This window comes from Bradyrhizobium sp. AZCC 1577, assembly GCF_036924575.1.
Lineage (GTDB): Bacteria > Pseudomonadota > Alphaproteobacteria > Rhizobiales > Xanthobacteraceae > Bradyrhizobium.
The window spans coordinates 1,682,013-1,703,451 of sequence record NZ_JAZHRQ010000001.1; the positions used below are offsets into that span (position 1 = coordinate 1,682,013).

Sequence of the window (21,439 nt, forward strand, 5' to 3'; positions counted from 1 at the left end):
TGAACTCGACACACGAACCCGCCAGCCCGTTGATTTAGGCCCCGTTAGGGGCCTTACAATATGCAAACGGGCGGTGGGTTCCAGCCATGCCGGCTTATTGCTGATCGTTTCGCGGGCATTTTCGCCCGGCAAACGATCAGTTTTCGGAAAAATAACTCTGTAGCGTGCGGACCTCAAGGTCCCCGCCCAGATAGGCGCGGATGCCCTGGGCGGCCGCAACAGCACCCGAAAGAGTGGTGTAATACGGCACTTTATGCAAGAGGGCAGCCCGCCGCAGCGAACGGCTGTCGGCCAGTGCCTGCGGCCCTTCGGTGGTGTTGAAAACGAGCTGAATGTCGCCATTGGTGATGGCATCGACGATGTGCGGCCGCCCTTCCAGCACCTTGTTAACCTTCTCGGTCGGAATGCCCTTGTCGGCGAGGAAGCGCTGGGTGCCCGAGGTGCCCATCACCTTGAAGCCGAGCGAGTGCAAGAGCCGGACCGCCTCGGCGATACGGGTCTTGTCGATCTCGCGCACCGAGACGAAGACGGTGCCCTTGCGCGGCACGCGGGTGCCGCCGCCGAGTTGGCTTTTTGCGAACGCCACCTCGAACGAGCGGTCGATGCCCATCACCTCGCCGGTCGAGCGCATCTCCGGACCGAGCACGGTATCGACGCCGGGGAAGCGCGCGAAGGGGAAGACCGACTCTTTGACGCCGACATGGCCGAGCTGTTTCTTCTTCAGCTTGAAATCGGCGAGCTTCTCGCCGGCCATGATCCGCGCAGCGATCTTCGCCACCGGCGTGCCGACGACCTTGGCGACGAACGGAACGGTGCGCGACGCCCGCGGATTGACCTCGAGCACGTAGATCTCATCGTCCTTGATCGCATACTGCACGTTCATCAGGCCGACCACGTCGAGGCCGAGTGCGAGCTCGCGGGTTTGCCGCTCGAGCTCCTCGATCATCTTTCCGTCCAGCGAATGCGGCGGCAGCGAGCAGGCGGAATCGCCGGAGTGAATGCCGGCTTCCTCGATATGTTCCATGATGCCGACGATGAAGGTGTCGTTGCCATCGCAGAGGCAATCGACGTCGATCTCGGTGGCATCAGACAAATAGCGGTCGAACAGCAGCGGGTTCTTGCCGAGCACGGTATTGATCTGCCCAGTCTTGTCGTTGGGGTAGCGCGCCTTGACGTCGGCCGGTACCAGCTCGGGTAGCGTCCCGAGCAGGTAATCGTCGAGCTGGGTTTCCTCACGGATGATCTGCATCGCGCGGCCGCCCAGCACGTAGGACGGACGCACCACAAGCGGCAGGCCGAGATCGGCCGACACCAGCCGCGCCTGCTCGACTGAATAGGCGATGCCGTTCTTCGGCTGCTTTAGCTTCAGTTTGTCGAGAACGCGCTTGAAACGGTCGCGGTCCTCGGCGAGGTCGATGGCGTCGGGCGAGGTGCCGAGGATCGGCACGTCGGCGGCTTCCAGCGCGCGCGCCAACTTCAGTGGGGTCTGGCCGCCGAACTGCACGATCACGCCGTGCAGCGTGCCGTTCTGCCGCTCGGTGGCGACGATTTCCAGCACGTCCTCGGCAGTGAGCGGCTCGAAATACAGCCGGTCGGCGGTGTCGTAGTCGGTCGACACCGTCTCCGGATTGCAGTTGATCATGATGGTTTCATACCCGGCATCGTCGAGCGCGAAGCAGGCGTGGCAGCAGCAATAGTCGAATTCGATGCCCTGGCCGATCCGGTTCGGGCCGCCGCCGAGAATGATGACCTTCTTGCGGTCGGAGGGCGCGCTCTCGTCGGCCAGCGCGCCCGCAAACGGCGCTTCATAGCTCGAATACATGTAGGCGGTGGGGGAGGCGAACTCGGCGGCGCAGGTGTCGATGCGCTTGAAAGCGGGGCGTACGCCGAGCGCGTGACGCTTCGCGGTGATCTCGGCTTCGGTGGACTCGGACAGCACGGCAAGCCGTGCGTCGGAAAAGCCCATCGCCTTCAGCATGCGCATGCCATAGCCGTTCGGCGGCAGGCCGTGCGTCCTGATCTTCGTTTCCATGTCGATGATGCCGCGCATCTCGGCGAGGAACCACGGATCGATCTTGCAGGAATTGAAGATGTCTTCGTTCGACCAGCCGAGCCGCATCGCCTGCGCCACCTGCAGGATGCGGTTCGGCGTCGGCGTGCCCAACGCGGCGCGGATCGCGTTCTTGTCGTCGCCGCGGCCGAGCCCCTCGATCTCGATCTCGTCGAGCCCGGTCAGTCCGGTCTCGAGCCCGCGCAACGCCTTCTGCAGGCTCTCCTGGAACGTGCGGCCGATCGCCATGACTTCGCCGACCGACTTCATCGAGGTCGTCAGCGTGGTGGAGGCGCCGGGAAACTTTTCGAACGCAAAGCGGGGGACCTTGGTCACGACATAGTCGATGGTCGGCTCGAACGAGGCGGGCGTGGCGCCGCCGGTGATGTCGTTGGCGATTTCATCGAGCGTGTAGCCGACCGCGAGCTTGGCGGCGACTTTTGCGATCGGAAAGCCGGTGGCTTTTGATGCGAGCGCCGAGGAGCGCGACACGCGCGGGTTCATCTCGATCACCACCATGCGGCCGTCGTCGGGGTTGACGCCGAACTGCACGTTGGATCCGCCGGTCTCCACGCCGATTTCGCGCAGCACCGCGATCGAGGCATCGCGCATGATCTGGTATTCTTTGTCGGTCAGCGTCAGCGCCGGCGCCACGGTGATGGAATCGCCGGTGTGCACGCCCATCGGATCGAGGTTCTCGATCGAGCAGATGATGATGCAATTGTCCTTCTTGTCGCGCACCACCTCCATCTCGAACTCTTTCCAGCCGAGCACGGATTCCTCGATCAGCACTTCGTTGGTCGGGGAGGCGTCGAGCCCGCGTTCGATGATGTCGAGGAATTCTTCCTTGTTGTAGGCGATGCCGCCGCCGGTGCCGCCCATGGTGAAGGAGGGGCGGATGATTGCAGGCAGCCCGATCTCGGACAGCGCCATCAGCGCCTCGCCGAGCGCGTGCTCCTGGTAGCGCTTGCGGCGCTCGTTTTCGCCGAGCGTCCATTGCCGTTCGAGCTCATCCAGCGCGTCGCCCGTTAGCTTCTCGCGTTCGGCGAGGTATTTGTCGCGATAGGACTTTTTCAGCGCCGAGGCATTGGCGAGCCGCGATTTCGGCGTCTGAAGGCCGATCTTCTCCATCGCGTTGCGGAAAAGCTGGCGGTCTTCGGCCTTGTCGATCGCGTCAGCGGTGGCGCCGATCATCTCGACGTCGAATTTGTCGAGCGTGCCCTGACGGCGCAGCGACAGCGCACAGTTCAGCGCGGTCTGCCCGCCCATGGTCGGCAACAGCGCAAAGCCGCCGGGGATGACGTAGCGCTCCTTCTCAATGATCTTGGCGACGATTTCGGGCGTGATCGGCTCGATATAGGTCGCATCCGCCAATTCCGGATCGGTCATGATGGTGGCCGGATTGGAATTGACGAGGACGATGCGGTAGCCCTCTTCCTTCAGCGTCTTCACCGCCTGGGTGCCGGAATAATCGAACTCGCAGGCCTGGCCGATCACGATGGGACCCGCGCCGATGATCAGGATGGTGGAGATATCTGTTCTTTTGGGCATCAGCTCTCAGACTGGATTTTGGGCACAAAAAAAGGGCGCGCAGCCGCGCGTCCCCTAAGCCAAGAGCGCGGGTCACCCTCGCGCGCGGGTGGTCTTTAGACCAGATTCCGCACCCGCGAAACCCCCCAAAAACCTTCATCAACCGCGTTTTTGAGGAAATTGACCCGTATTTCTGAGGTCCGCCTTCGCTCCGCTACGGCGCGACAGCCTTCGCCACCGCTGGCTTGCCGAGCCGAAGCTGCGGAGCAGCGAAGGCTGGAGGCCCGGCCTGGATTTGAACCAGGATAAAGAGCATTGCACTGCTCCCGCGTCGACGCTTCCGCCACCGGGCCGTAGCAATCATTGCCCATCACGGCGCGGTGAACCATCCTTACCGTGCTTTAGGGTTAAAACAACCTCAACGCGCGTCGCGCTTAATGGCGCTGGAATGCGTGCCGCGCGACGAACGTCATCCGCCACGGGTTGTGGCCGATGTTCTGATGCGCGCGGGAGGCGGTGAAGCCTGAGGCGGCGAGCTTCTCGATCATCTCGTCTTCACGGTAGCGCTGCAGCCCGACGCGCGTGCGCAGTTGGCGGTAGTCCGACAGCGCCGTGCTCGCAAGGCCATAAAGCGCGTCTTTCAGGAAGCCGTGCGCGACGGCGAATTTCAAGAGCGCCAGCACGTCTTTGGCCATGCCGACTTCTGGCCGCAGGATATCGCCGAGCACCAGGCGACCGTTGGGCTTCAACAACCGGCGAATGACGGCAAGCGCCGAATCCAACTCCCCTGGCGTCATGTATTGCGCGACCGAATTCATGACGACGAGGTCGACCGAGCTTTCCGCCATTCGCGTGAGATCCTCGAGCGAGCGGACGCGGATCTTGGTGTTCGGCGCAAAACGCGCGATCAGCCGGCCGCGGACGCCGGGCGCCGGTTCGGCCAGATAGAGTTTTGCGCAGGCGTCCGCCACCTTGGCAGCCGACAGCGCTTCGCCGCAGGCATAGTCCAGCACGACCGGGTCGGGCGAAGCGATATAGCCGATGATATCGCGCGCGATGACCTGGAAATGCAGGTCGCGATGCAGCCTGCTCACATAAATCGTATGCGTGGAGTCGTAGTAGTCGATCCATTCGTCCATCGCAGGCGGGTCCGGCAAAACTGGGGGTTCCGGTAACGGAACCGGTACCTAGGTGGGGGCGTTAGACGGTCCGGCGCTCCCTGCCAATGCCGTCGTGCCCAATTCCTAACAGGAAGGTTCAACGTGAGCAAAACCAGCAATAAATCCGACAAGGTATCCGCCGACCTCGATACGCCGACCGACCTGCCGCCGGCCGCCGTGGACAAGATATCGGCCTCGCTCAATACGCTGCTGGCGGACGCATTTGCGCTCTATCTGAAGACCAAGAATTTCCACTGGCACGTCAGCGGCCGTCATTTCCGCGACTATCACCTTATGCTGGACGAGCAGTCGGAAGCGATCTTCGCCACCACCGACCAACTCGCTGAACGGGTCCGCAAACTTGGCGGCACCACGCTGCGCTCGGTCGGGCAGGTCGCCAAGCTGCAGACCATCAAGGACAATAACGAGGACTACGTGCCGCCGCGCGAAATGCTGCGCGAGCTGATGGAAGACAACAAGCATGTGGCGGCGGCGATGCGCAAGGCGCATAAGCTCGCCGACGAGCACGAGGATTCCGGCACTGCGGGCCTGCTCGAGACTTTCATCGACGAGACCGAGCGCCGCACCTGGTTCCTGTTCGAGGCCAGCCGCCAGGAAGGCGCCAACGTGGCGTGAGCGCGGATGCGATTCGCAGATTCGCAGGGCGGGCTTTGCCATCCCTGCGTTCTGCGGCGACTGCCTTCCGATTTGACATTCCCGTCGCGTTCCGGCCGGTTTTGGCATAGACTGGCGTTGCAGCTCTAAATAGAAGCGCTGCGCCCGGAAGCTTTGGCTGCGATCGGAAGGGGGCTGGAGATGCCTATTTCTTTCTCGATGATCGTTTTGAGCTCGCAGATGGTTGTTGCGGTCGCAGACGGCGTGCCGAAATTCGACATTGCCCGGAGTTGCAAGCTCGACGTCGCCGCGACTGCCGGCCTCACCGTCGATCAGTCGATAAAGAGCTGCGTGAACGATGAACAGAAGGCGAAGCGGCAGCTCGCAAGCCAATGGTCGAAATTCCCCGCGCCAAGCCGGGCAAGCTGCATCTCGCTAGAGAGCATCGGCGGCACGCCAAGTTACGTCAGCTTGCTCACCTGTCTGCAGATGGGTCAGTGGGCCCGTTAGCTGCCCCGGGCTGGTATTTCACTCAGGCGATGGCGCTGGCTGCCTCCGGCTAATGGGGTGATGGCGAGCGTCACTGCGTCAGGCGTGATGATCGAACTCGCTCAACGCAATGCGCACCTCCCGGGCAAAATCGACAAGCGATACCGTGAAGGCACCGAGGGCCACCATGAACAGGATGGCCACCCCGCGCTCATGCTGAATCTGGAGGAACGCACTTGCGAACGCGACGATGACAACGAGCGTTGCCGAAATACTTCCGATCACCGCCCAGAAGATTGCCCGATTCAGCATGACCGCACGTCGCATCAAACGTGGAAGATCAGCCTTGAGCCGACATCTGACGGTGTCATCCTCGGAGATGCCGTTGAGGACAATCGTTCGATCGATCACTCTGTTCAGGCGGGAAATCAGGACGGCTATGAAAGCTGCCAAAGCGCCGAGAAGAAACGCAGGCGCCGCCGCCTGCGAAATGACATGGGATAGCTGACTGACGGTCGGCGTATCGGGTAGCATCGGTTGCCGCTTTCTGCGCGCGATTGATGCCTTACTTCGTTACCACCCGGCGCGTTGGCGTCACGGTGCTGGTCGGAGCCATTGGCGAGATCGCGAATGTCAGCCAGATATTCCATCCCGCCGGCCGGTTCTCGGCGGCGAATTCGCCATAGCCTTTTAGATTCAGATATCCCTGCATGTCGCCGACGGGAAACAGATATCCGAACTGCGGGCCGATGCCGAAGACGCGGGACCGGAAACCGCCGAGCTGCGGATGCTGGCCGAAGTCGTCAGTGATCTGCTGGTATCCGTAGCCGACGAAACCAACGAAGAACTGCTTGGAGAGGAACTGCGAGATTCCCCAATCGACATGGAAGTCGATCCCGTTCTGGTATTGCGTGTCGGGATTCTTGAAGTTGTAGGTGAAACCCGCGACGGCGGAGAATTCGTGCCCGGCGGCCTGATTGAAGTAGGTGTAGCCGCCGCCAGCGTCGATCGCGGCGTGACCGATGCCGAGGTTAGAGAGGCGCGCTGGGTTGTAGGCGCCCACCGGAATGTCTCCGGTCAGATAGGTCATGAAGTTGTGCACGCCGGCATTCCACTTCAGCGTGGCCTGCGGATACAGGTCGCCGACGGAAGTGAGTGAATCCGAGATGCTTCCCGTGCGGGTCGTCACGATCGGTCCGACTGCCGCGGTGAGCGTTCCGTCAATGCCGGTGCTTGCCCGGCCGAATATGCCGGTGACGCCGATGGCCAGTTGGCCGCCCAGCACAGGTGTGGCGAAAGTGTAGGTGGGATTGAGCAGAATAAGATCGCCTTGTGCGTTCAGGCTGGCATTGAAATCGACGTTCACCGTTGCCGGAAATCTGCCGATCTGAATCTGCCGTGCCGCGGCGACGGCGCCCGATGCTTCGACCGAGGTGTGATAATACACCGCGGCCATGGACCAGCCCGGCACCGCCGGTGTCGCAGCAAAGCTCGAGAAGCGTCCGGGAAGCCAGTAGGAAATTCCGCTCTCGTCGGCGTAGGCGGCTTCCGGCATGGCGCCGAATATCAGCAGAACCACGCCGATGCCGCGCCAAATGTGCCGACGGCCTGAATCTCGTTGAGGAATGTTGTGCGCCATCTGTTTGCCCCTAATGGCTCGAGATCACAGTGATCAACCCTAGATTGGCATAGATTGAATGTCCCGTCGTAAGGTATCGCTCTGCGAAACGGTCTACATCGAAAATCCATCGCGACTGTTGCGTTGAGGTCACGAGGCAATCGCCTGCTATGCACCTCAACGGGGGTTTCGCGGACGAACCCACGTCCGAGGTCCGGTATGTGATCGCTCGCCCGCTCAGGCGGCGAATCCAGCTAATCGCGCAATAAACCAGTATGCGGCCATGATCCCGATCGCATAGGTCATCACCGGCCTCGCATGACGTTCGAGGAAAGCCGGTAATCTGATCCATTTGGCGCATGCCAGGGCGCCCAGGACGGCTGCGATGAAGACCAGTTGTCCGGCCTCCACGCCGACATTGAACGCAAGCAGCGCAAGCGGAATATCTCCCTGGGGCAGGCCGATTTCAGTCAGCGCGCCGGCGAAGCCAAATCCATGCAGCAGGCCAAACGAGAACGCGACCAGCCAGGGCCATTGCGCGGTCAGGCTGGCTTGTCCCCGGTCGGATCGAATGATCTCGCAGGCAAGAAGGAGAATACTCAACGCAATCGTTGCTTCGACCGGCGGACCGGGTATGTGCACAACCCCCAATGTGGCAAGGCTCAGAGTGATCGAATGTGCAACAGTAAAGGCAGTGACCGTGATCAGAAGCACCCGGCCGCGACGCACGATCAGGATCAGGGCCAGTACGAACAGCAAATGGTCGTAGCCGAGCAGGATGTGCTCGATACCGTGCATCAGGTAGGTGGTGGCGACCTCAAGCGAACTGCGCGAGGTTGCGATCTCGATCCACGGTTTGGACGGTCGTACCAGCGTGGTGGAGTAGGTACCATCGAGCAACTGCACGCGCACCAGCGCGTCGGTGATTGTCGCCTGCAGGCCGACGATTTCGATGCGCGTGCCGGTGAGGCCGTTGTCCAGTTCGACCAGCCTGCGTTCGACCAGCGAATCCTGGAGTTCGCGCAGTATGGGTTCGGTGACGTTGCGCGTTTTTTCGGGGAATCGGAGCGCTACCGGAAGCCGCGTGCCGGATAGCAGCGGCGTGCGCCAGACAATCTGATACCGCTGCGGCGCTATCTCGGTCACTTCCATATACGCCGGACGGGACTCGTGTGCGGACGCGCTGCTCAAAACTGCGAGCGTTGCGAAGAAAATGCCGAGAAATGCCGATCGTAAACTCAAGAATTTTCTCCGAAGGATCGCTTCTTGGGCAACCATCGTCGTCTAGTTTGGCAGCTTCTCCGGCAGCACGACCTGGTAGCGCGCTCGCATCGTCTCGTAGGCTTTTGCTTTCGCCTGAGCGCGCTGGTCAGCGATCCATCCGGCCTTGATGTCCGACTCGATTTCTTCGAAGGCGGGTAGCCTGCTCGGAGCGGAAGAGTCGACAAAAACCAGGTGCCATCCGTACCCGGATTCCACCGGTCCTTGCCAGGAGCCAGGCTTGATGCTCACGAGTGCCCGAGCAAAATCTAGTCCGAACAGCTTGGCGATATCATCGAAAGACCGATCGCCGTAGTGATCCTGGTACATGAAGGGGTCACCAAGAGCCGCAACGTCCTTCGCTTCGCCCGATTGGTCTGCGACTTTCTCCAGGGCTTTCGCAGCGGCTTCCCGGGTGCGTTCACCATGTCGATCGGAAGAAAAATAAAGATGGCGGAAAGAGACGCGCGGCAGAAGCGCAAATCGCTGCTGATTGTCCTTGAACCAGGCCCGAAGCGCGTCGGTCGAAGGGTCCTTATCGATTGAAGCGCCTTCGGCCAGAAATTCCATTTTCTGCGCCATGCGCCGCTTCACGATCGTGTCGTCCTTGTCCAACCCGAGCGCCATTGCTTCCCGAAACAGCACCTCCTCCCGAACCTTGAGTTCAATGAGGTTCTGCATTTGCTCCGGAGTTGGCGGAGGCCGGCCCTTCGCCAGCCAAGCCACACTTATCTGAACAAGATCGTCCGGCGTCAGGACAATCCGGTTGGATTCGGATGTCGCTTCGGATTTTGGACGCAGGAAGCTGTAGCCCGCAAACAGCACCAAGCCGACCAGAAGAAAATGAACCAGCGGTTCGCGCAACCATCGTCGCAGCAGCGATGGCTGAGCCGGTACGGCTGCGTCCGGATTCTTGCCGGACGCAGCGCTCCCATCTGTTGGATGATCTGGCACTACCAACCAGCCACGCTAGAACGGAGAACGCTCAGCCTGACCCAAACTGAGATTCTCCAGATTTACCGGTGTCGGAACGATCTCATAATTGGCGTAGCCGTACTCATTGCTGCGCGCACCAAAGTACTTGTCGCCCACCTTGTAGACGGTGACCTCGTAAGGCAGGTTTCCGAACGCGGTGACGATCTTGCCGTCCTTGATTGAATAGGAGGATGGCGAGCCAAGTTCACCGCTGTGCATGACGTCGCCGACCTGCCCCGGCTGCGGCAGAGTCCCGTCAACATTGGTGATCAGGCGCCGGCCCGCCGTACTCCAGATGACCTGGAACACGCTGCCGGTCGCGTTGTTGCGAATCCAGGTCGACTTGCCGACGATCAGATCCTTGAGTTGGTCATCATTCAGGGTGGTCGTGCCCGACTGCTGTTGCAGGCTGGCGACGGTGGTGCCCGGTTTTGCGGTCACGCGCGCCTGCTCGGTCGGCGTGTACCAGATCGGCGAAGCCCACGCGCGCTCCTGGACCGTGGCCGACACGATCTCGGGTGGATTGATCCCGAGATTCTTGGCCTGAATCGTGGTCCACCGCGGCGTCGGGATTTCGAGTGCCCGGGCGTAATAGAACGCGTTCAGACCCGGGTCGAATTCGGGATCACTCCACACGGCCTTGAGCTCGACCGCACCGATGGTGTTCTTGTAGCTCGCTTCCTGAATGTTGACGGTGCTGCCGATTGGCGGGACCTTGCCCGTAACCGGATCGGGCGTACGTTTGCCCGCCCAAACCACATCAAAGACCTTTTCGAAAGATTGGCCGTCCTTGGTCCATCCCTTGACGATTTGAATGCGGTCAAGGTTACCCGATGTCGGGTCCTTCACCGCCCACACCGCAAAGGACGGTGCCTTCTTGTCGGCCGGCATAGCTGGCAGGTCGCCTCCCATCGGCACGCCTTGCGCATAGGCGGTACGGACCCACAGCCGGTCCTTCAGCCAATCCGGAACGATATTCCAGATTTCCCTGTTCTTTACGTCTTTTGCGTCCTGGCTGTAATCCCACCCGCCAAAGAAGCGGAGCTGAATGCGCGGTCCGCTGGTGGCAAAGGTTTCCTTGCGCTGCATGGCGTTGAACAGGGAAGCGCGGGTGTTCTCCTCGGCCCACAGGCCGGTGAGGCCGGCGGGATTCTCGAGACGAACGTCGAGACCAGCGAAGACGTGACCCGACATGCGCTGCTTTTCATCGCCGTCGTTGCGGGCGTGGCCGCCGTAGAAGTTCTCCTGGCGATAGGGGACGCCGGTATTGTGCGAGTCGGAGCCGCCGACGATTCCAAACTTGTAGGGGTTGTAACCCCGCGAATCCTGCATCGCGATGCCGGTCTTGTAGGCGTCGCGAATGTAGCTGCCCGGGATGGTCGGGAAACGTCCCGCCGGATCGCCGAGCAGATAAGTCAGCACCTCGAAATTCGCGAACTCGTCGTTGGGCGACAGACTGGGATGCGTCTCTGACTGTCCCTTGATCTGCTTGATCTCGGACAGCTTCTCATTGCGTTCGCGCGACTCGGCCCAGGCCTTGTCGATCGGCCGTCCCTTGAAATCCACCTCCGTCGGGAACATGATTCCGTCGGAGAGGTTGGCGTTGTGCGAGATCGCTAGCAGTTCGCTGCCGGCCTTGCGCTGGACGTCCATCCAGTCCCACAGGTCTTCCGGAGCCGACGAGTCGATGGCGCTGAACGGCAGCTCCGGCACCTTGGCGCAGTCTTTGAAAAACACGTTACGGTGCATGTTCCGGTTGTCGGGCGTCGACGTCCATTCATAGGAACAGAACGCGGTAAATTTGCCGGGCTTGTTGAAGCGATCTGCGATCGCATTGTTCTCTTTCCAGATGTTGCCGGCTACTTCCGGGCTGATCAATTCCTTGATCGGCTTCTTGTCGACGATCGTGTAGCCGAGCCAAAGATATATTCTCTGAATATCGGCAGGGGTGCGAACCTTCAGCTTCTCGGCGATCGGCAGCTTGCTCAAGGCCGAGCCAGGAGTATTCGCCAGCTTCACCGTCCCGACATATTCGGAGTGATCGGTCACGCCCATCCAGTCCAGCGGGGTCGTGATCTTGATCGGATAACCCATTGGGTGTTGGATGATCTGTCCCGTCGCATATTTGTAGGCTTCCTCCGGCCCGGTCTTGGTGTTGCCGAAGATGTAGGCGTCGAACGACCAGCCCGTATGGACGTGGGTCTCCCCGAAATACGCGTTTCGCTCCGGGGTGGTTTGTGCGAACGCCGGCGATACGAGGGCGGTGGAAGCTGCAAAGGCGAACAACGCGATGCGGTGGTTTTTGCTCTTCATGTCAGTACCCCTGTGCACCTAGTTCAATTCCAAATCGATAGATCGACGCATTGCGAATTATTGCACGGGTGGGTCGCCACCTCTTCTTCGTGATAGCGGCCCACCACAAACATCACTGCGCCGCCACGATCGCCGGCGGCTGCCAGGTGCCTGTCCCCGGTGGCAGGATCGAAGGCGCTTCCGTGTTCGGCGCGTACTCACCGAACCAACTCGATCTCACTCAGCCGCCACTCCTTCGTGAAAAACGGCTCCAGCGGGCTGTAGAGGCGCAGGATCGTGAACCAGCCCTTGCTGGGCATGGTCTGAATCCAGTTGCCGCGCGGCACTCCTTGCGGCTGTGTCGGGCCGAAATAGACGGTCGTTGAGCCGTCGGCGCTGGCTTCGGCGGCTGGCGATGGATAGGTCTGGCTGCCGGCGCGCGGATAGCGCTGCGGCGTGTCGAGCAGCGATCGCGTCTGGTTGTCGTAAAGCGTGAACGACCAGAACGCCCGCGCGGGGATGCCCTTGGGCAGCGTCACCTTGTAGGTTTTGCCGCCGTCAAAGGGGTTGTTGGCGGAATCGACAAAGCCCATGAGATATTGCGAGCCGACATCGGGAATGCGCATGATCATGCCCGGTGAATCGAGCGTGTAGCCGTAATAGAACGCCGTCCTCGAATCCAGAGTCCGTGCGCCGGTCGGCGGGAGCGGTTTGAACATGCCCTCCCTGGTGAACTCCGGCGGCGGTGTCTCGAAGTTGGCTCCACCTTCCCACAGCATGCTTCCCCACATCGAGTTGGGATAGTACGCCCATTCCGGATGGGACACGGCGTAGCGCCAGTTCAGCAGGCGACCGGCCGCGTTCCCCACGGCGGCAGCATCGGTGAGTATTTTCTTCATCCGCGCATCAGGTTTGAACGGCTTGCCCTTCACGATACCGATGGCGGCCATTTGCCCGGCGAGTTCTACGTCGTAACTGGTGGCCGGTTCCTGCTGGACGTTCTCATTGATCATTTCGAAGAAGCCGTAATCGCCGGGCGGAATCGTGTTGAACGACTTGCCGCTGGCCTCGATGAACTTGGTCTCGGGAGCAGGCGGGTTCTTGGCGAGCCGCACCTTGCCTTCCAGGGCTGTCGCGATGCTCGTACCCACGCCGCCCGGCGTGTAGGGATAGATCTTGAGATGCTTCTTGATCAGTTCAGCGGTTGGCTTGGGATCATTATTGGTCAGGAACGATCGCGCTGCGTACAGCACGCGGTTGGTCTTCGAACGCGCGATGTAGAAGCCGCCTTCGGGCAGCGGCCCGTCGTAGCCGGGCGGTATGATGAGGTACTTGCCGCCTTCGCCGCGATCGGGCCCAGGGAAACCGATATCGATGATCCATGAGAACCACATGTCGTTGATGGTGCCCAGTCCCTTCGGCGGTTGCTCCACCACCATCGGGCCCTTCGACAGATTCACTACCGCCATGTAGTAGATGGTGTCAGCGTTGGCGGTGAGAAACAGCGACTTTGCGTCCATCAAATCGGAGAAGATGATCGGGGTGTTGTCCTCGGCGCCGATACTCTGGAAGCCCTTTCCCAGGGCATACGCCGATGCGCCGCGGAAGCTGTTGTTGTACACGTTTAGGGCGCGTGTGAAGTCCAGCGTGTCGCGGACCTTCTCTGCGGTTTCGATGGTGGGCGCGCCGTCCTTGAACTCGAGCGTGCCGATCCGTGTGTCGACCTTGTCCGGCGTCACAAGCGAAGGAGGGGTTGCGGCGGCAGTCTGGGCGGCGGCCAGCTGAGGCAGCGCCAGTGTTGCGCAGACGACGGCTGCTGTCATCAGTTCGACAAGCTGTTTCACGGCGGCATTCCTTTCAAGCTCTGAAACGTTCAATTGCGGGTCGAAAACGGACCAGTCGATTGAGCACGGGAAAGCGCGTGCTTCTCCGTGTCTTCATTCGTTTCAATAGCAGGGCGGGTACGGATAATAGCCGCAGGCCGGACGGGCGTACGCGTAGGGGTGGTAGTAGGCAGCCGCACCATACGCTGCCGCACCGAGCGCGCCGGCATACATCGCGCCGCGGAATGCGCTGCGCCGGGCGAAACCGGCAAACGACAGCGGCGTGAACGGACGGCCGATGATGTCGATGAAGAGCGCGGCCCCGCCGTCGGCGCCGGCAAGATCGCCTTCAAGGGTCTGGACATTGAAGGTGAGCTTGTCGCCCCCGAGCTTCGGATTCTTCAGGACCACGACGGCGTCCTTCACCGAACCATCCTTGCCGAGCACGGAGACCGTCGCGTTCGGCGGATTCTTTGCAAAACTGTCCTCGCCCGATCCCCATTCCGCGATCACGTCGGCGGTGGGTTGATGGCCCGCGCCCCGCACCGGACGGTCTGCAAAGATGATCGAACTGGGTGACACGCCGGTCAGAGTGAGGGTGTCGCCCAGCAGCGTCGCGCCGCGGGAGTTGAGCACGAACAGCGAGGGCACGATCTCGGGCTTGGCCGGCGCGCCGATGGTTTTCATGGAGGGCGGTGTTGCAGCGTTCTGGGCAAGGGCTGCGTCCGTACCGCATAGGGTGGTGGCCAGAGCCAGCAATCCGAAAATCTGATTCATTTTTGTGCGCATGACATCGACTCCTTACTAATTGCGCGAAGAAGTTCGATCGGCGCTCTCGCTCCAAGCGAGAGGTCGGCAATGAAGAAATACAATTCCGGCTGCAGTTTACGCTGTGTGGCGTCTGCAGAATCAAAAACGCGCTGGAATTAAAGGTCTTAAGCTTGCCGTCTCTTGCAGTCTAAGGTTGACTTTAGAAGAGTGATGCTTCGGCTACCTCCACGGGAAATATTAGCACAACCGGCAAAGGGACGCCAGCCATGGTTATCATTTTTTGCCTCTACATCCTTGCGATGTGGCTCGTGTTCTCGAAATTCAAGCTCGTGCGGTGGGGCTGGGTGTCGGGGACAATTTCGCTGCTCGTCGGCGGATTTATCCTCGCGACATTTTTGGCGCTTTTTAATTATCTCACGCCCTCGGGGCGTGTGACGGTGACTGGCCGCGTCGTGGAAGTGACGCCGAATGTGACCGGACAAATTGTTGCAATCCCGGTCAAGCCGAACGTGCCGGTGAAAAAGGACGACGTGCTGTTTCAGATCGACCCGGCGCCGTTTGAGTACAAGGTCAAGCAGCTTCAGGCTTCGCTCGCGGCAGCGAAGCAGCAGACCGAAATCCTCAAAGCAAATTACGAACAGGCAACCGCGAATGTGGAGGGACTTGCCGCACAGGCCGCCTACAACAAGAAGCGTCTCGCCGACATCGAGACGCTCGCCGCCGACGATGCCAACACGCAATTTCAGGCGCAGGACAAGCAGGTTCAGTACGAGACCGTGTCGGCGCAGCTCACCGCTGCCAAGGCGGCGCAGCAGAGCGCCAAGCTCGCGCTCGACTCCGAGATCGGCGGCGTCAACACCACGGTCGCGCAACTTCAGGCGCAGCTTGACAACGCCAACTGGGAATTGTCGCAGACGGCCATCCGTGCGCCCGCCGACGGCTATGTCACCGTGGTCGCCCTGACCGTCGGCGATCGCGCATTTCAGTTGCGATCGGCAATGTCCTTCATTGTCGAGAAGGAGATCACGCTGGTCGGCATGTTCTCGCAGAACGGCTTCCAGACCATCAAGGAAGGCACCGCGGTCGACATCGTGTTCGACAACGTGCCGGGCCGGATCTATCACGCCAAAATCATCGGCATTCCAAAGGGCATCGGACAGGGACAGATCGCCGCGTCGGGCACGCTCGCTCGCACCAATGCGCTCGGCGGCGCGACGGTGTTTCCGGCGGAGATATCGATTCCCGAGGGGATAAATCGTGATACGCTGCGCTTGGGCATGTCCGGCAACGCCACAGCCTTTGCCAACAACGCCGGGGTGATCGGGCTGCTGGCGTCAATTCTGGTGTGGGTGAGCTCCTACATGGCATACCTCTAGCCGTCGAACGACGGCGCCAAAGTGCTGGCGATGCGCAAAAAAAGCCGCGCGCACAAATGGTCGCCTGCAAGATTCCGATAATCAATTTAAGCGAGCGTGTGGGAGGCGCCAATATGATCGGTGGTGGCCAACGACCCCAAGCAGAATGATGCGGGTACAGCTTGGTCGTGTGCCGCGGCTCCTCAGGTTTGGAAAAATTAAGCGATGCAGAAAATTATCGAATTCCGTGACGTGGCATCGTCCGGCCATCGGGTCAGCCCCTCCGGCCAGCCGGCCGGACACACGCCGGGCTCACAATCGGCGGTGCCGTCGATCGAGCCGATCTATGCGGTGGTCGACCCGCACCCTCGAATGCATCAAGACGTTGTGCGCGACCGAGCCGCACGGGCCGATCCGCGACAAGCTGGAGATCGAACGAACAAATCTCGTGATCGGGCTTTTTGTCGCGCGGATCGCGGCGATGCGGGTTTCGTCAATCGAGTCTGCGCCGGAGGCTGTGGCCGAGCCGAGTTTCCCGCTCGCCAGGCGCGGATGACGGCGGCGCACCTCATCGCTTCCAGAGCCGCACCAGCGGCCCGTCTTCGCCCAGCACCGGATCGGTCTTCGGCAGCTTCACTTCCGGGATCGTCTTCAGCGCCTTGGCGTGGTTCTCCGGCGTCGGCCTCGTGATCTGCATCGGCGGTCCCGGCGGATAGGCGCCGACCACGCAGAAATCGGGGCTGGCGAACACGCATTGATGCCCGGTGCCGGCGGGAAGGATAGCGACATCGCCGGGCGTGATTTCGAGCTCCTTGCCGCTGATACCACCGAAGCGGACTCGGGCCCGGCCGCGGGCGACGCCGAGCGCCTCATGCACCGTGGCGTGGTAGTGCACATAGTCGTAGACGCCGTTGCGCCACATCGCGCCCCAGCCATTGCCGCCGAACAGCGCCTCGATGGTCTTTTCCGGGTGATCGTTGGCGACATAGACCGCGCCCTTGTAAACCAGGAGCGGCAGGGGATTGTTGGGCACGAGGCCGTCATCCTCGAACACGAAGGTGAGCGGCTCGACATCGGCGCTGACGATGGACATGGGTGTTCTCCACAAATCGCAGCAGATCGTAGGGTGGGCAAAGCGCAAGTGCGCCTTTGCCCTCTCTACAATTCAAAACCGCCCTCCGCCTTTCACGTTCCCTTCGAAATCTCGAAAACCAGACACGTCGTCGTCGCATGCGCGAGCAGGCGGCCGTTGGCGTCGGTGATCCGCGCCTCGGCGGTGGCGGCGCGGCGGCCGACATTGAGCGTCTTGCCCTCGGTGCGGACAGGGCCGGTATCCTTTGTCATGCCCTTGATGAAAGAGATCTTGAATTCCAGCGTGGTGTAGCCGGTGCCGGCGGGAAGGGCGCTATGCACCGCAAGGCCCATCGCGGAATCCAAGAGGATCGCGGCATAGCCGCCATGCACCGAGCCAATCGGATTGTAATGCCGGAAGCCGGGCACGCTGTAGAACACCACATGTCCCTTCTCGGCGGTGGAATCGAACGGCTCGACGTTCTGCATGATCGGCGGCGCCGGCAATCTGCCGTCGAAGATGGCGCGCACGAAATCGAGGCCGGACATCGAGGCCATTACGTGCGTCGGTGCCACGCCGTATTCGACGTTGGTGGCGGCGGGTTTGTCATCCATGGGAATGCGTCCTGTGGCCATCATAATAAACCCCGCAGGAAGTCATAGCGCTTTCGGCACATACCAGCGGTCATGCCCGGGCTCGACCCGGGCATCCATCGCTCTTCAAGAAGATGGATTGCCGGGTCAAGCCCGGCAATGACAAGTGAGCGGCTTACGCCCGCTTCTTCTCTCGCATCAGATCCACAAACCGCTTGAACAGGTAATGCGAGTCGCGCGGCCCCGGCGAGGCTTCCGGGTGATACTGCACCGAGAACACCGGCTTACCCTTGAGCTCGATGCCGCAATTCGAGCCGTCGAACAGCGAGATGTGGGTCTGCATCGCGCCCTCGGGCAGGGTCGCCTGGTCGACGGCAAAACCGTGGTTCATCGAGGTGATCTCCACCTTGCCGGTGGTTTCGTCCTTGACCGGATGATTGGCGCCGTGATGGCCCTGATGCATCTTTTTGGTCTTGGCGCCGACGGCCAGGCCCAGCATCTGATGACCCAGGCAAATACCGAAGGTCGGCGTGCCGGACTGGATCACCTGCTGAATCACCGGCACCGCATACTTGCCGGTCGCGGCCGGGTCGCCCGGGCCGTTGGAAAGAAACACGCCGTCCGGCTTCATCGCCAGAATGTCTTCGGCCGAGGTCGTCGCCGGCACCACCGTGACCTTGCAGCCTTCACCGGCCAGGAGCCGCAAAATGTTGCGCTTGATGCCGTAGTCGATCGCGACCACGTTGAACTCAGGTTCGCTCTGCCGGCCAAAGCCGTTCTGCCAGCCCCACGGCGTCTCGTCCCAGGTAAAGCGCTGGCCGGAAGTTACCATCGGCACCAGATCCATGCCTTCCAGGCCGGGCCATTCGCGCGCCTCTTCCTTCAGGCCGTGCAGGTCGAACACGCCGTTCTTGGCATGCGCAATCACCGCGTTCGGCATGCCCTTGGAGCGGATCAGCGCAGTCAGCGCCCTTGTATCGATGCCCGACAGCCCGATGATGCCGCGGGCGCGCAGCCACTGATCGAGGTGCCGCGTGGCGCGGTAGTTCGAGGGATCGGTGATGGCCGTGCGCAGGATAACGCCGCGCGCGCCCGGCGTCGCCGCCATGTTCACCGTCTCGATATCCTCGTCGTTGGTGCCGACATTGCCGATATGCGGGAAGGTGAAGGTGATGAGCTGCCCGGCATAGGAGGGATCGGTGAGTATCTCCTCATAACCGGTCATCGCGGTGTTGAAGCAGACTTCGCCGACGGCGTGGCCTTCTGCGCCGAGGCCAAATCCCTCCAGCACGGTACCATCGGCAAGCACGAGGAGCGCGGTCGGTTTATGGTCCGGCCAGGCTGAAGCGTTTTCAGATGTTGTCATGAGCGCACTTCATAGTCGCAAGCACCCCCGCGCGTCAAAGCCGGAAGGCCAAGAAAAGCCAAAGAAAACCGGCTATTCACATGCGTTTGCCGCATATTTGACAGCCGGTTCTATGGACCTGAGCCGGGTTTTCCGGTTTTTCACCAAATCCGGTCGAATCTGGAACCGGCAGGGCAATTCGACTGCCGATCCTGGTCGTTCCCGTCCTATATAGGTGGAATCGTTACATAACCCGGCATCTTTCCGGCGGCACAATTTTCAGTGAGGCACCCATGCTGCGCGACGATATCAACAATGCGGTCAAGGACGCCATGAGGGCGAAGGACGAGCGCAAGCTCTCCACGCTGCGCATGGTCAATTCGACCATCAAGAACGCCGACATCGACGCGCGCGGGCAGGGCAAGCCGCCGCTGTCGGACGCCGACGTGCTCGGCGTGCTGCAGAAGATGATCAAGCAGCGCCAGGAATCGGTCGAGCTCTACGACAAGGGCGGCCGCGCCGAGCTTGCCGCGCAGGAGCGCGAGGAGATCGCGGTGATCTCCGCCTATCTGCCGAAGCAGATGTCGGACGACGAGGTGAAGGCCGCGATCTCGGCTGCCATCGCCGAGACCGGCGCCGCCGGCATGAAGGACATGGGCAAGGTGATCGGCGTGCTGCGTGCGAAGTTCGCCGGCCAGATGGATTTCGGCAAGGCCAGCGGTTTGGTGAAGGCGGCGCTATCAGGATAAATTTTTTACGCTCGGGAACCTTCGTGCTGATGAAACATCGAATGAGTGCAAACTCGGAGTGATGACGTAGCGCAACGCGAGCGGAGGAAGGCATGGCTGATCAGCAAGCTCTGCCCGCTGGTCCCGATCTGTCGAAGGGCATAGCCCCGTCCGAATTCGCAGGGGAGATGTTGCTCGGCCATGTCGGCGACGATGAAGTGCTGCTGGTGCGTTCGGGCTCGGAGATCTTTGCGATCGGCGCCCATTGCACCCATTATCACGGGCCGCTTGCCGAAGGTCTCGTAACTGGCCAGGGAATCCGCTGTCCCTGGCACCACGCTTGTTTCGACCTGCGCACCGGCGAAGCTACCCGGGCGCCGGCGCTCAGTCCGGTCGCGGTCTGGAAGGTCGAGCAGCAAGACGGTCGCATCTTCGTTCGGGAGAAGCGTGAACAGCCCAAGCCGCAGGTGAAGGGCGTCACCGACGCGCCCGGCAGAATCGTGATCGTCGGCGGTGGCGCGGCAGGCTTTGCCGCCGCCGATATGCTGCGGCGGCAGGATTATCGCGGCAGCATCGTGATGCTGAGCCATGAGGCGGCGGCACCGGTAGACCGGCCGAACCTGTCAAAAGACTATCTCGCCGGCAGCGCGCCGGAGGACTGGGTGCCGTTGCGGCCGGATGATTTCTACGCCGAGGCAAAGATCGATCTGCGGCTCAACACCGAGGTCACGTCAATCGATCCCAACGCGCGCCATGTCGTTACATCAGGCGGCGAGACCATCCCCTACGACCGCTTGCTGCTGGCGACCGGCGCAGAGCCAGTGCGCCTGCCGATACCGGGCGCAGATCAGCCACACGTCCACGTGCTGCGCTCACTGGCCGATTCCCGCGCCATCATTGCATTGGCCAGCGGCGCGCGGCGCGCGGCCGTGATCGGCGCCAGCTTCATCGGGCTCGAGGTTGCGGCGTCGCTGCGCGCCAGAAATATCGAGGTTCATGTCGTAGGCCTCGAGCAGCGGCCGATGGAGCGCGTGCTGGGGTCTGAGATGGGCGACTTCGTTCGTGCCCTGCATGAAGAGCACGGCGTCATCTTCCATCTCGGCGACACCGTAACCGGGATCGACGGCAAACGCGCGACGCTGAAAAGCGGCGGCGCGATCGACGCCGATATCGTGGTGGTCGGCGTCGGCGTGCGTCCGCACCTTGAATTGGCCGAGCAGGCCGGGCTGGCGATCGATCGCGGCGTCACGGTCAATGCCTATCTGGAAACCAGCGTCCCTGGCATCTATGCCGCGGGCGATATTGCGCGCTGGCCCGATCCGCATTCCCTTGAGACCATTCGTGTCGAACATTGGGTGGTGGCCGAGCGTCAGGGCCAGACCGCCGCGCGAAACATGCTTGGGCAACGCGAGCCGTTCCATGCGGTGCCGTTTTTCTGGAGCCAGCACTACGATGTGCCGATCAATTATGTCGGCTACGCCGAGAAATGGGACGAAATCACCGTCGACGGCGACATCGCCGGCAAGGATTGCCTGCTGCAGTACAAGCGCAACGGCCGCGTGCTCGCCGTCGCCTCGATCTATCGGGACCTCGCAAGCCTCGAGGCAGAGCTTGCGATGGAGAAGGCGCGGGCGCCTTAAGTCAGGGCTGCAAAACCTCGCTCCGCGTCATGCCCGGGCTTGTCCCGGGCATCCACGTCTTTAAACTCGCGGTAAGCAACAAGAACGTTGATGGCCGGCAACAAGCCGGGCCATGACGGACGT

General features: G+C 61.4%; 18 protein-coding genes and 1 tRNA gene. 6 read left to right on the forward strand and 13 right to left on the reverse strand.

Annotation, left to right across the window (positions count from 1 at the left end):
- Window positions 1-136: 136 nt before the first annotated feature.
- The 3 genes from carB to V1278_RS07880 form a co-directional block, all read right to left on the reverse strand.
- Window positions 137-3,601: a carbamoyl-phosphate synthase large subunit gene (gene carB, locus V1278_RS07870; protein ID WP_334380204.1), complete on the reverse strand. Its 3,465-nt coding sequence runs from the start codon at window positions 3,599-3,601 to the stop codon at window positions 137-139.
- 256 nt (window positions 3,602-3,857) lie between these two features.
- Window positions 3,858-3,933, reverse strand: a tRNA-OTHER gene (locus V1278_RS07875).
- Window positions 3,934-4,014: 81 nt separating this feature from the next.
- On the reverse strand, window positions 4,015-4,719 hold the full coding sequence (locus tag V1278_RS07880) for a class I SAM-dependent methyltransferase (protein ID WP_334380205.1): 705 nt from the start codon (window positions 4,717-4,719) through the stop codon (window positions 4,015-4,017).
- A 123-nt stretch (window positions 4,720-4,842) separates the two neighbouring features.
- Between V1278_RS07880 and V1278_RS07885 the strand changes: the two genes are divergently transcribed.
- Entirely contained in the window at window positions 4,843-5,376 is a 534-nt protein-coding gene (locus V1278_RS07885) for a Dps family protein (protein WP_213288794.1), read from the forward strand.
- Window positions 5,377-5,556: 180 nt separating this feature from the next.
- A complete protein-coding gene (locus tag V1278_RS07890) occupies window positions 5,557-5,865 on the forward strand; it encodes a hypothetical protein (protein ID WP_334380206.1) in 309 nt (102 codons plus the stop codon).
- Between the two features lie 78 nt (window positions 5,866-5,943).
- Here V1278_RS07890 and V1278_RS07895 read toward each other — a convergent pair whose 3' ends face one another.
- The 7 genes from V1278_RS07895 to V1278_RS07925 all read right to left on the reverse strand — a co-directional run bounded on the left by V1278_RS07895 (window position 5,944) and on the right by V1278_RS07925 (window position 14,589).
- Window positions 5,944-6,378 carry a DUF2721 domain-containing protein gene (locus tag V1278_RS07895; protein WP_334364982.1) on the reverse strand — a complete coding sequence of 145 codons (435 nt, stop codon included), beginning with the start codon at window positions 6,376-6,378 and terminating at the stop codon, window positions 5,944-5,946.
- A 31-nt stretch (window positions 6,379-6,409) separates the two neighbouring features.
- Complete coding sequence (locus tag V1278_RS07900) at window positions 6,410-7,399, reverse strand: SphA family protein (protein WP_334369022.1); 990 nt, start codon at window positions 7,397-7,399, stop codon at window positions 6,410-6,412.
- A 300-nt stretch (window positions 7,400-7,699) separates the two neighbouring features.
- Window positions 7,700-8,740: a HupE/UreJ family protein gene (locus V1278_RS07905; RefSeq protein WP_334380207.1), complete on the reverse strand. Its 1,041-nt coding sequence runs from the start codon at window positions 8,738-8,740 to the stop codon at window positions 7,700-7,702.
- A gap of 6 nt (window positions 8,741-8,746) precedes the next feature.
- A complete protein-coding gene (locus V1278_RS07910) occupies window positions 8,747-9,586 on the reverse strand; it encodes a peptidylprolyl isomerase (protein WP_334380208.1) in 840 nt (279 codons plus the stop codon).
- A gap of 105 nt (window positions 9,587-9,691) precedes the next feature.
- The gene (locus tag V1278_RS07915) at window positions 9,692-12,010 is read right to left on the reverse strand and encodes a DUF3604 domain-containing protein (protein WP_334380209.1); all 2,319 of its coding nucleotides are present in this window, start codon (window positions 12,008-12,010) and stop codon (window positions 9,692-9,694) included.
- Between the two features lie 197 nt (window positions 12,011-12,207).
- The gene (locus tag V1278_RS07920; RefSeq protein ID WP_334384128.1) at window positions 12,208-13,812 is read right to left on the reverse strand and encodes a DUF1254 domain-containing protein; all 1,605 of its coding nucleotides are present in this window, start codon (window positions 13,810-13,812) and stop codon (window positions 12,208-12,210) included.
- A gap of 123 nt (window positions 13,813-13,935) precedes the next feature.
- Window positions 13,936-14,589 (reverse strand): hypothetical protein, encoded by a 654-nt coding sequence (locus V1278_RS07925; RefSeq protein WP_334384129.1) that lies wholly within the window; start codon window positions 14,587-14,589, stop codon window positions 13,936-13,938.
- Between the two features lie 260 nt (window positions 14,590-14,849).
- Here V1278_RS07925 and V1278_RS07930 point away from each other — a divergent pair, with 260 nt between their 5' ends.
- Both V1278_RS07930 and V1278_RS07935 read left to right on the forward strand, forming a co-directional pair.
- Entirely contained in the window at window positions 14,850-15,959 is a 1,110-nt protein-coding gene (locus tag V1278_RS07930; protein ID WP_334380210.1) for an HlyD family secretion protein, read from the forward strand.
- A gap of 325 nt (window positions 15,960-16,284) precedes the next feature.
- Window positions 16,285-16,494, forward strand: coding sequence for a hypothetical protein (locus V1278_RS07935; RefSeq protein WP_334380211.1), 210 nt, complete (start codon window positions 16,285-16,287; stop codon window positions 16,492-16,494).
- Window positions 16,495-16,506: 12 nt separating this feature from the next.
- Here V1278_RS07935 and V1278_RS07940 read toward each other — a convergent pair whose 3' ends face one another.
- The 3 genes from V1278_RS07940 to carA all read right to left on the reverse strand — a co-directional run bounded on the left by V1278_RS07940 (window position 16,507) and on the right by carA (window position 18,969).
- Entirely contained in the window at window positions 16,507-17,031 is a 525-nt protein-coding gene (locus tag V1278_RS07940; RefSeq protein ID WP_334380212.1) for a hypothetical protein, read from the reverse strand.
- 92 nt (window positions 17,032-17,123) lie between these two features.
- Window positions 17,124-17,624 carry a PaaI family thioesterase gene (locus V1278_RS07945; RefSeq protein ID WP_334380213.1) on the reverse strand — a complete coding sequence of 167 codons (501 nt, stop codon included), beginning with the start codon at window positions 17,622-17,624 and terminating at the stop codon, window positions 17,124-17,126.
- A gap of 154 nt (window positions 17,625-17,778) precedes the next feature.
- Complete coding sequence (carA, locus tag V1278_RS07950) at window positions 17,779-18,969, reverse strand: glutamine-hydrolyzing carbamoyl-phosphate synthase small subunit (protein ID WP_334380214.1); 1,191 nt, start codon at window positions 18,967-18,969, stop codon at window positions 17,779-17,781.
- Window positions 18,970-19,241: 272 nt separating this feature from the next.
- Between carA and V1278_RS07955 the strand changes: the two genes are divergently transcribed.
- Together V1278_RS07955 and V1278_RS07960 are read left to right on the forward strand one after the other, a co-directional pair.
- Window positions 19,242-19,697 (forward strand): GatB/YqeY domain-containing protein, encoded by a 456-nt coding sequence (locus V1278_RS07955; RefSeq protein ID WP_065743197.1) that lies wholly within the window; start codon window positions 19,242-19,244, stop codon window positions 19,695-19,697.
- A gap of 92 nt (window positions 19,698-19,789) precedes the next feature.
- Window positions 19,790-21,316: an FAD-dependent oxidoreductase gene (locus V1278_RS07960; RefSeq protein WP_334380215.1), complete on the forward strand. Its 1,527-nt coding sequence runs from the start codon at window positions 19,790-19,792 to the stop codon at window positions 21,314-21,316.
- Window positions 21,317-21,439: the final 123 nt, after the last annotated feature.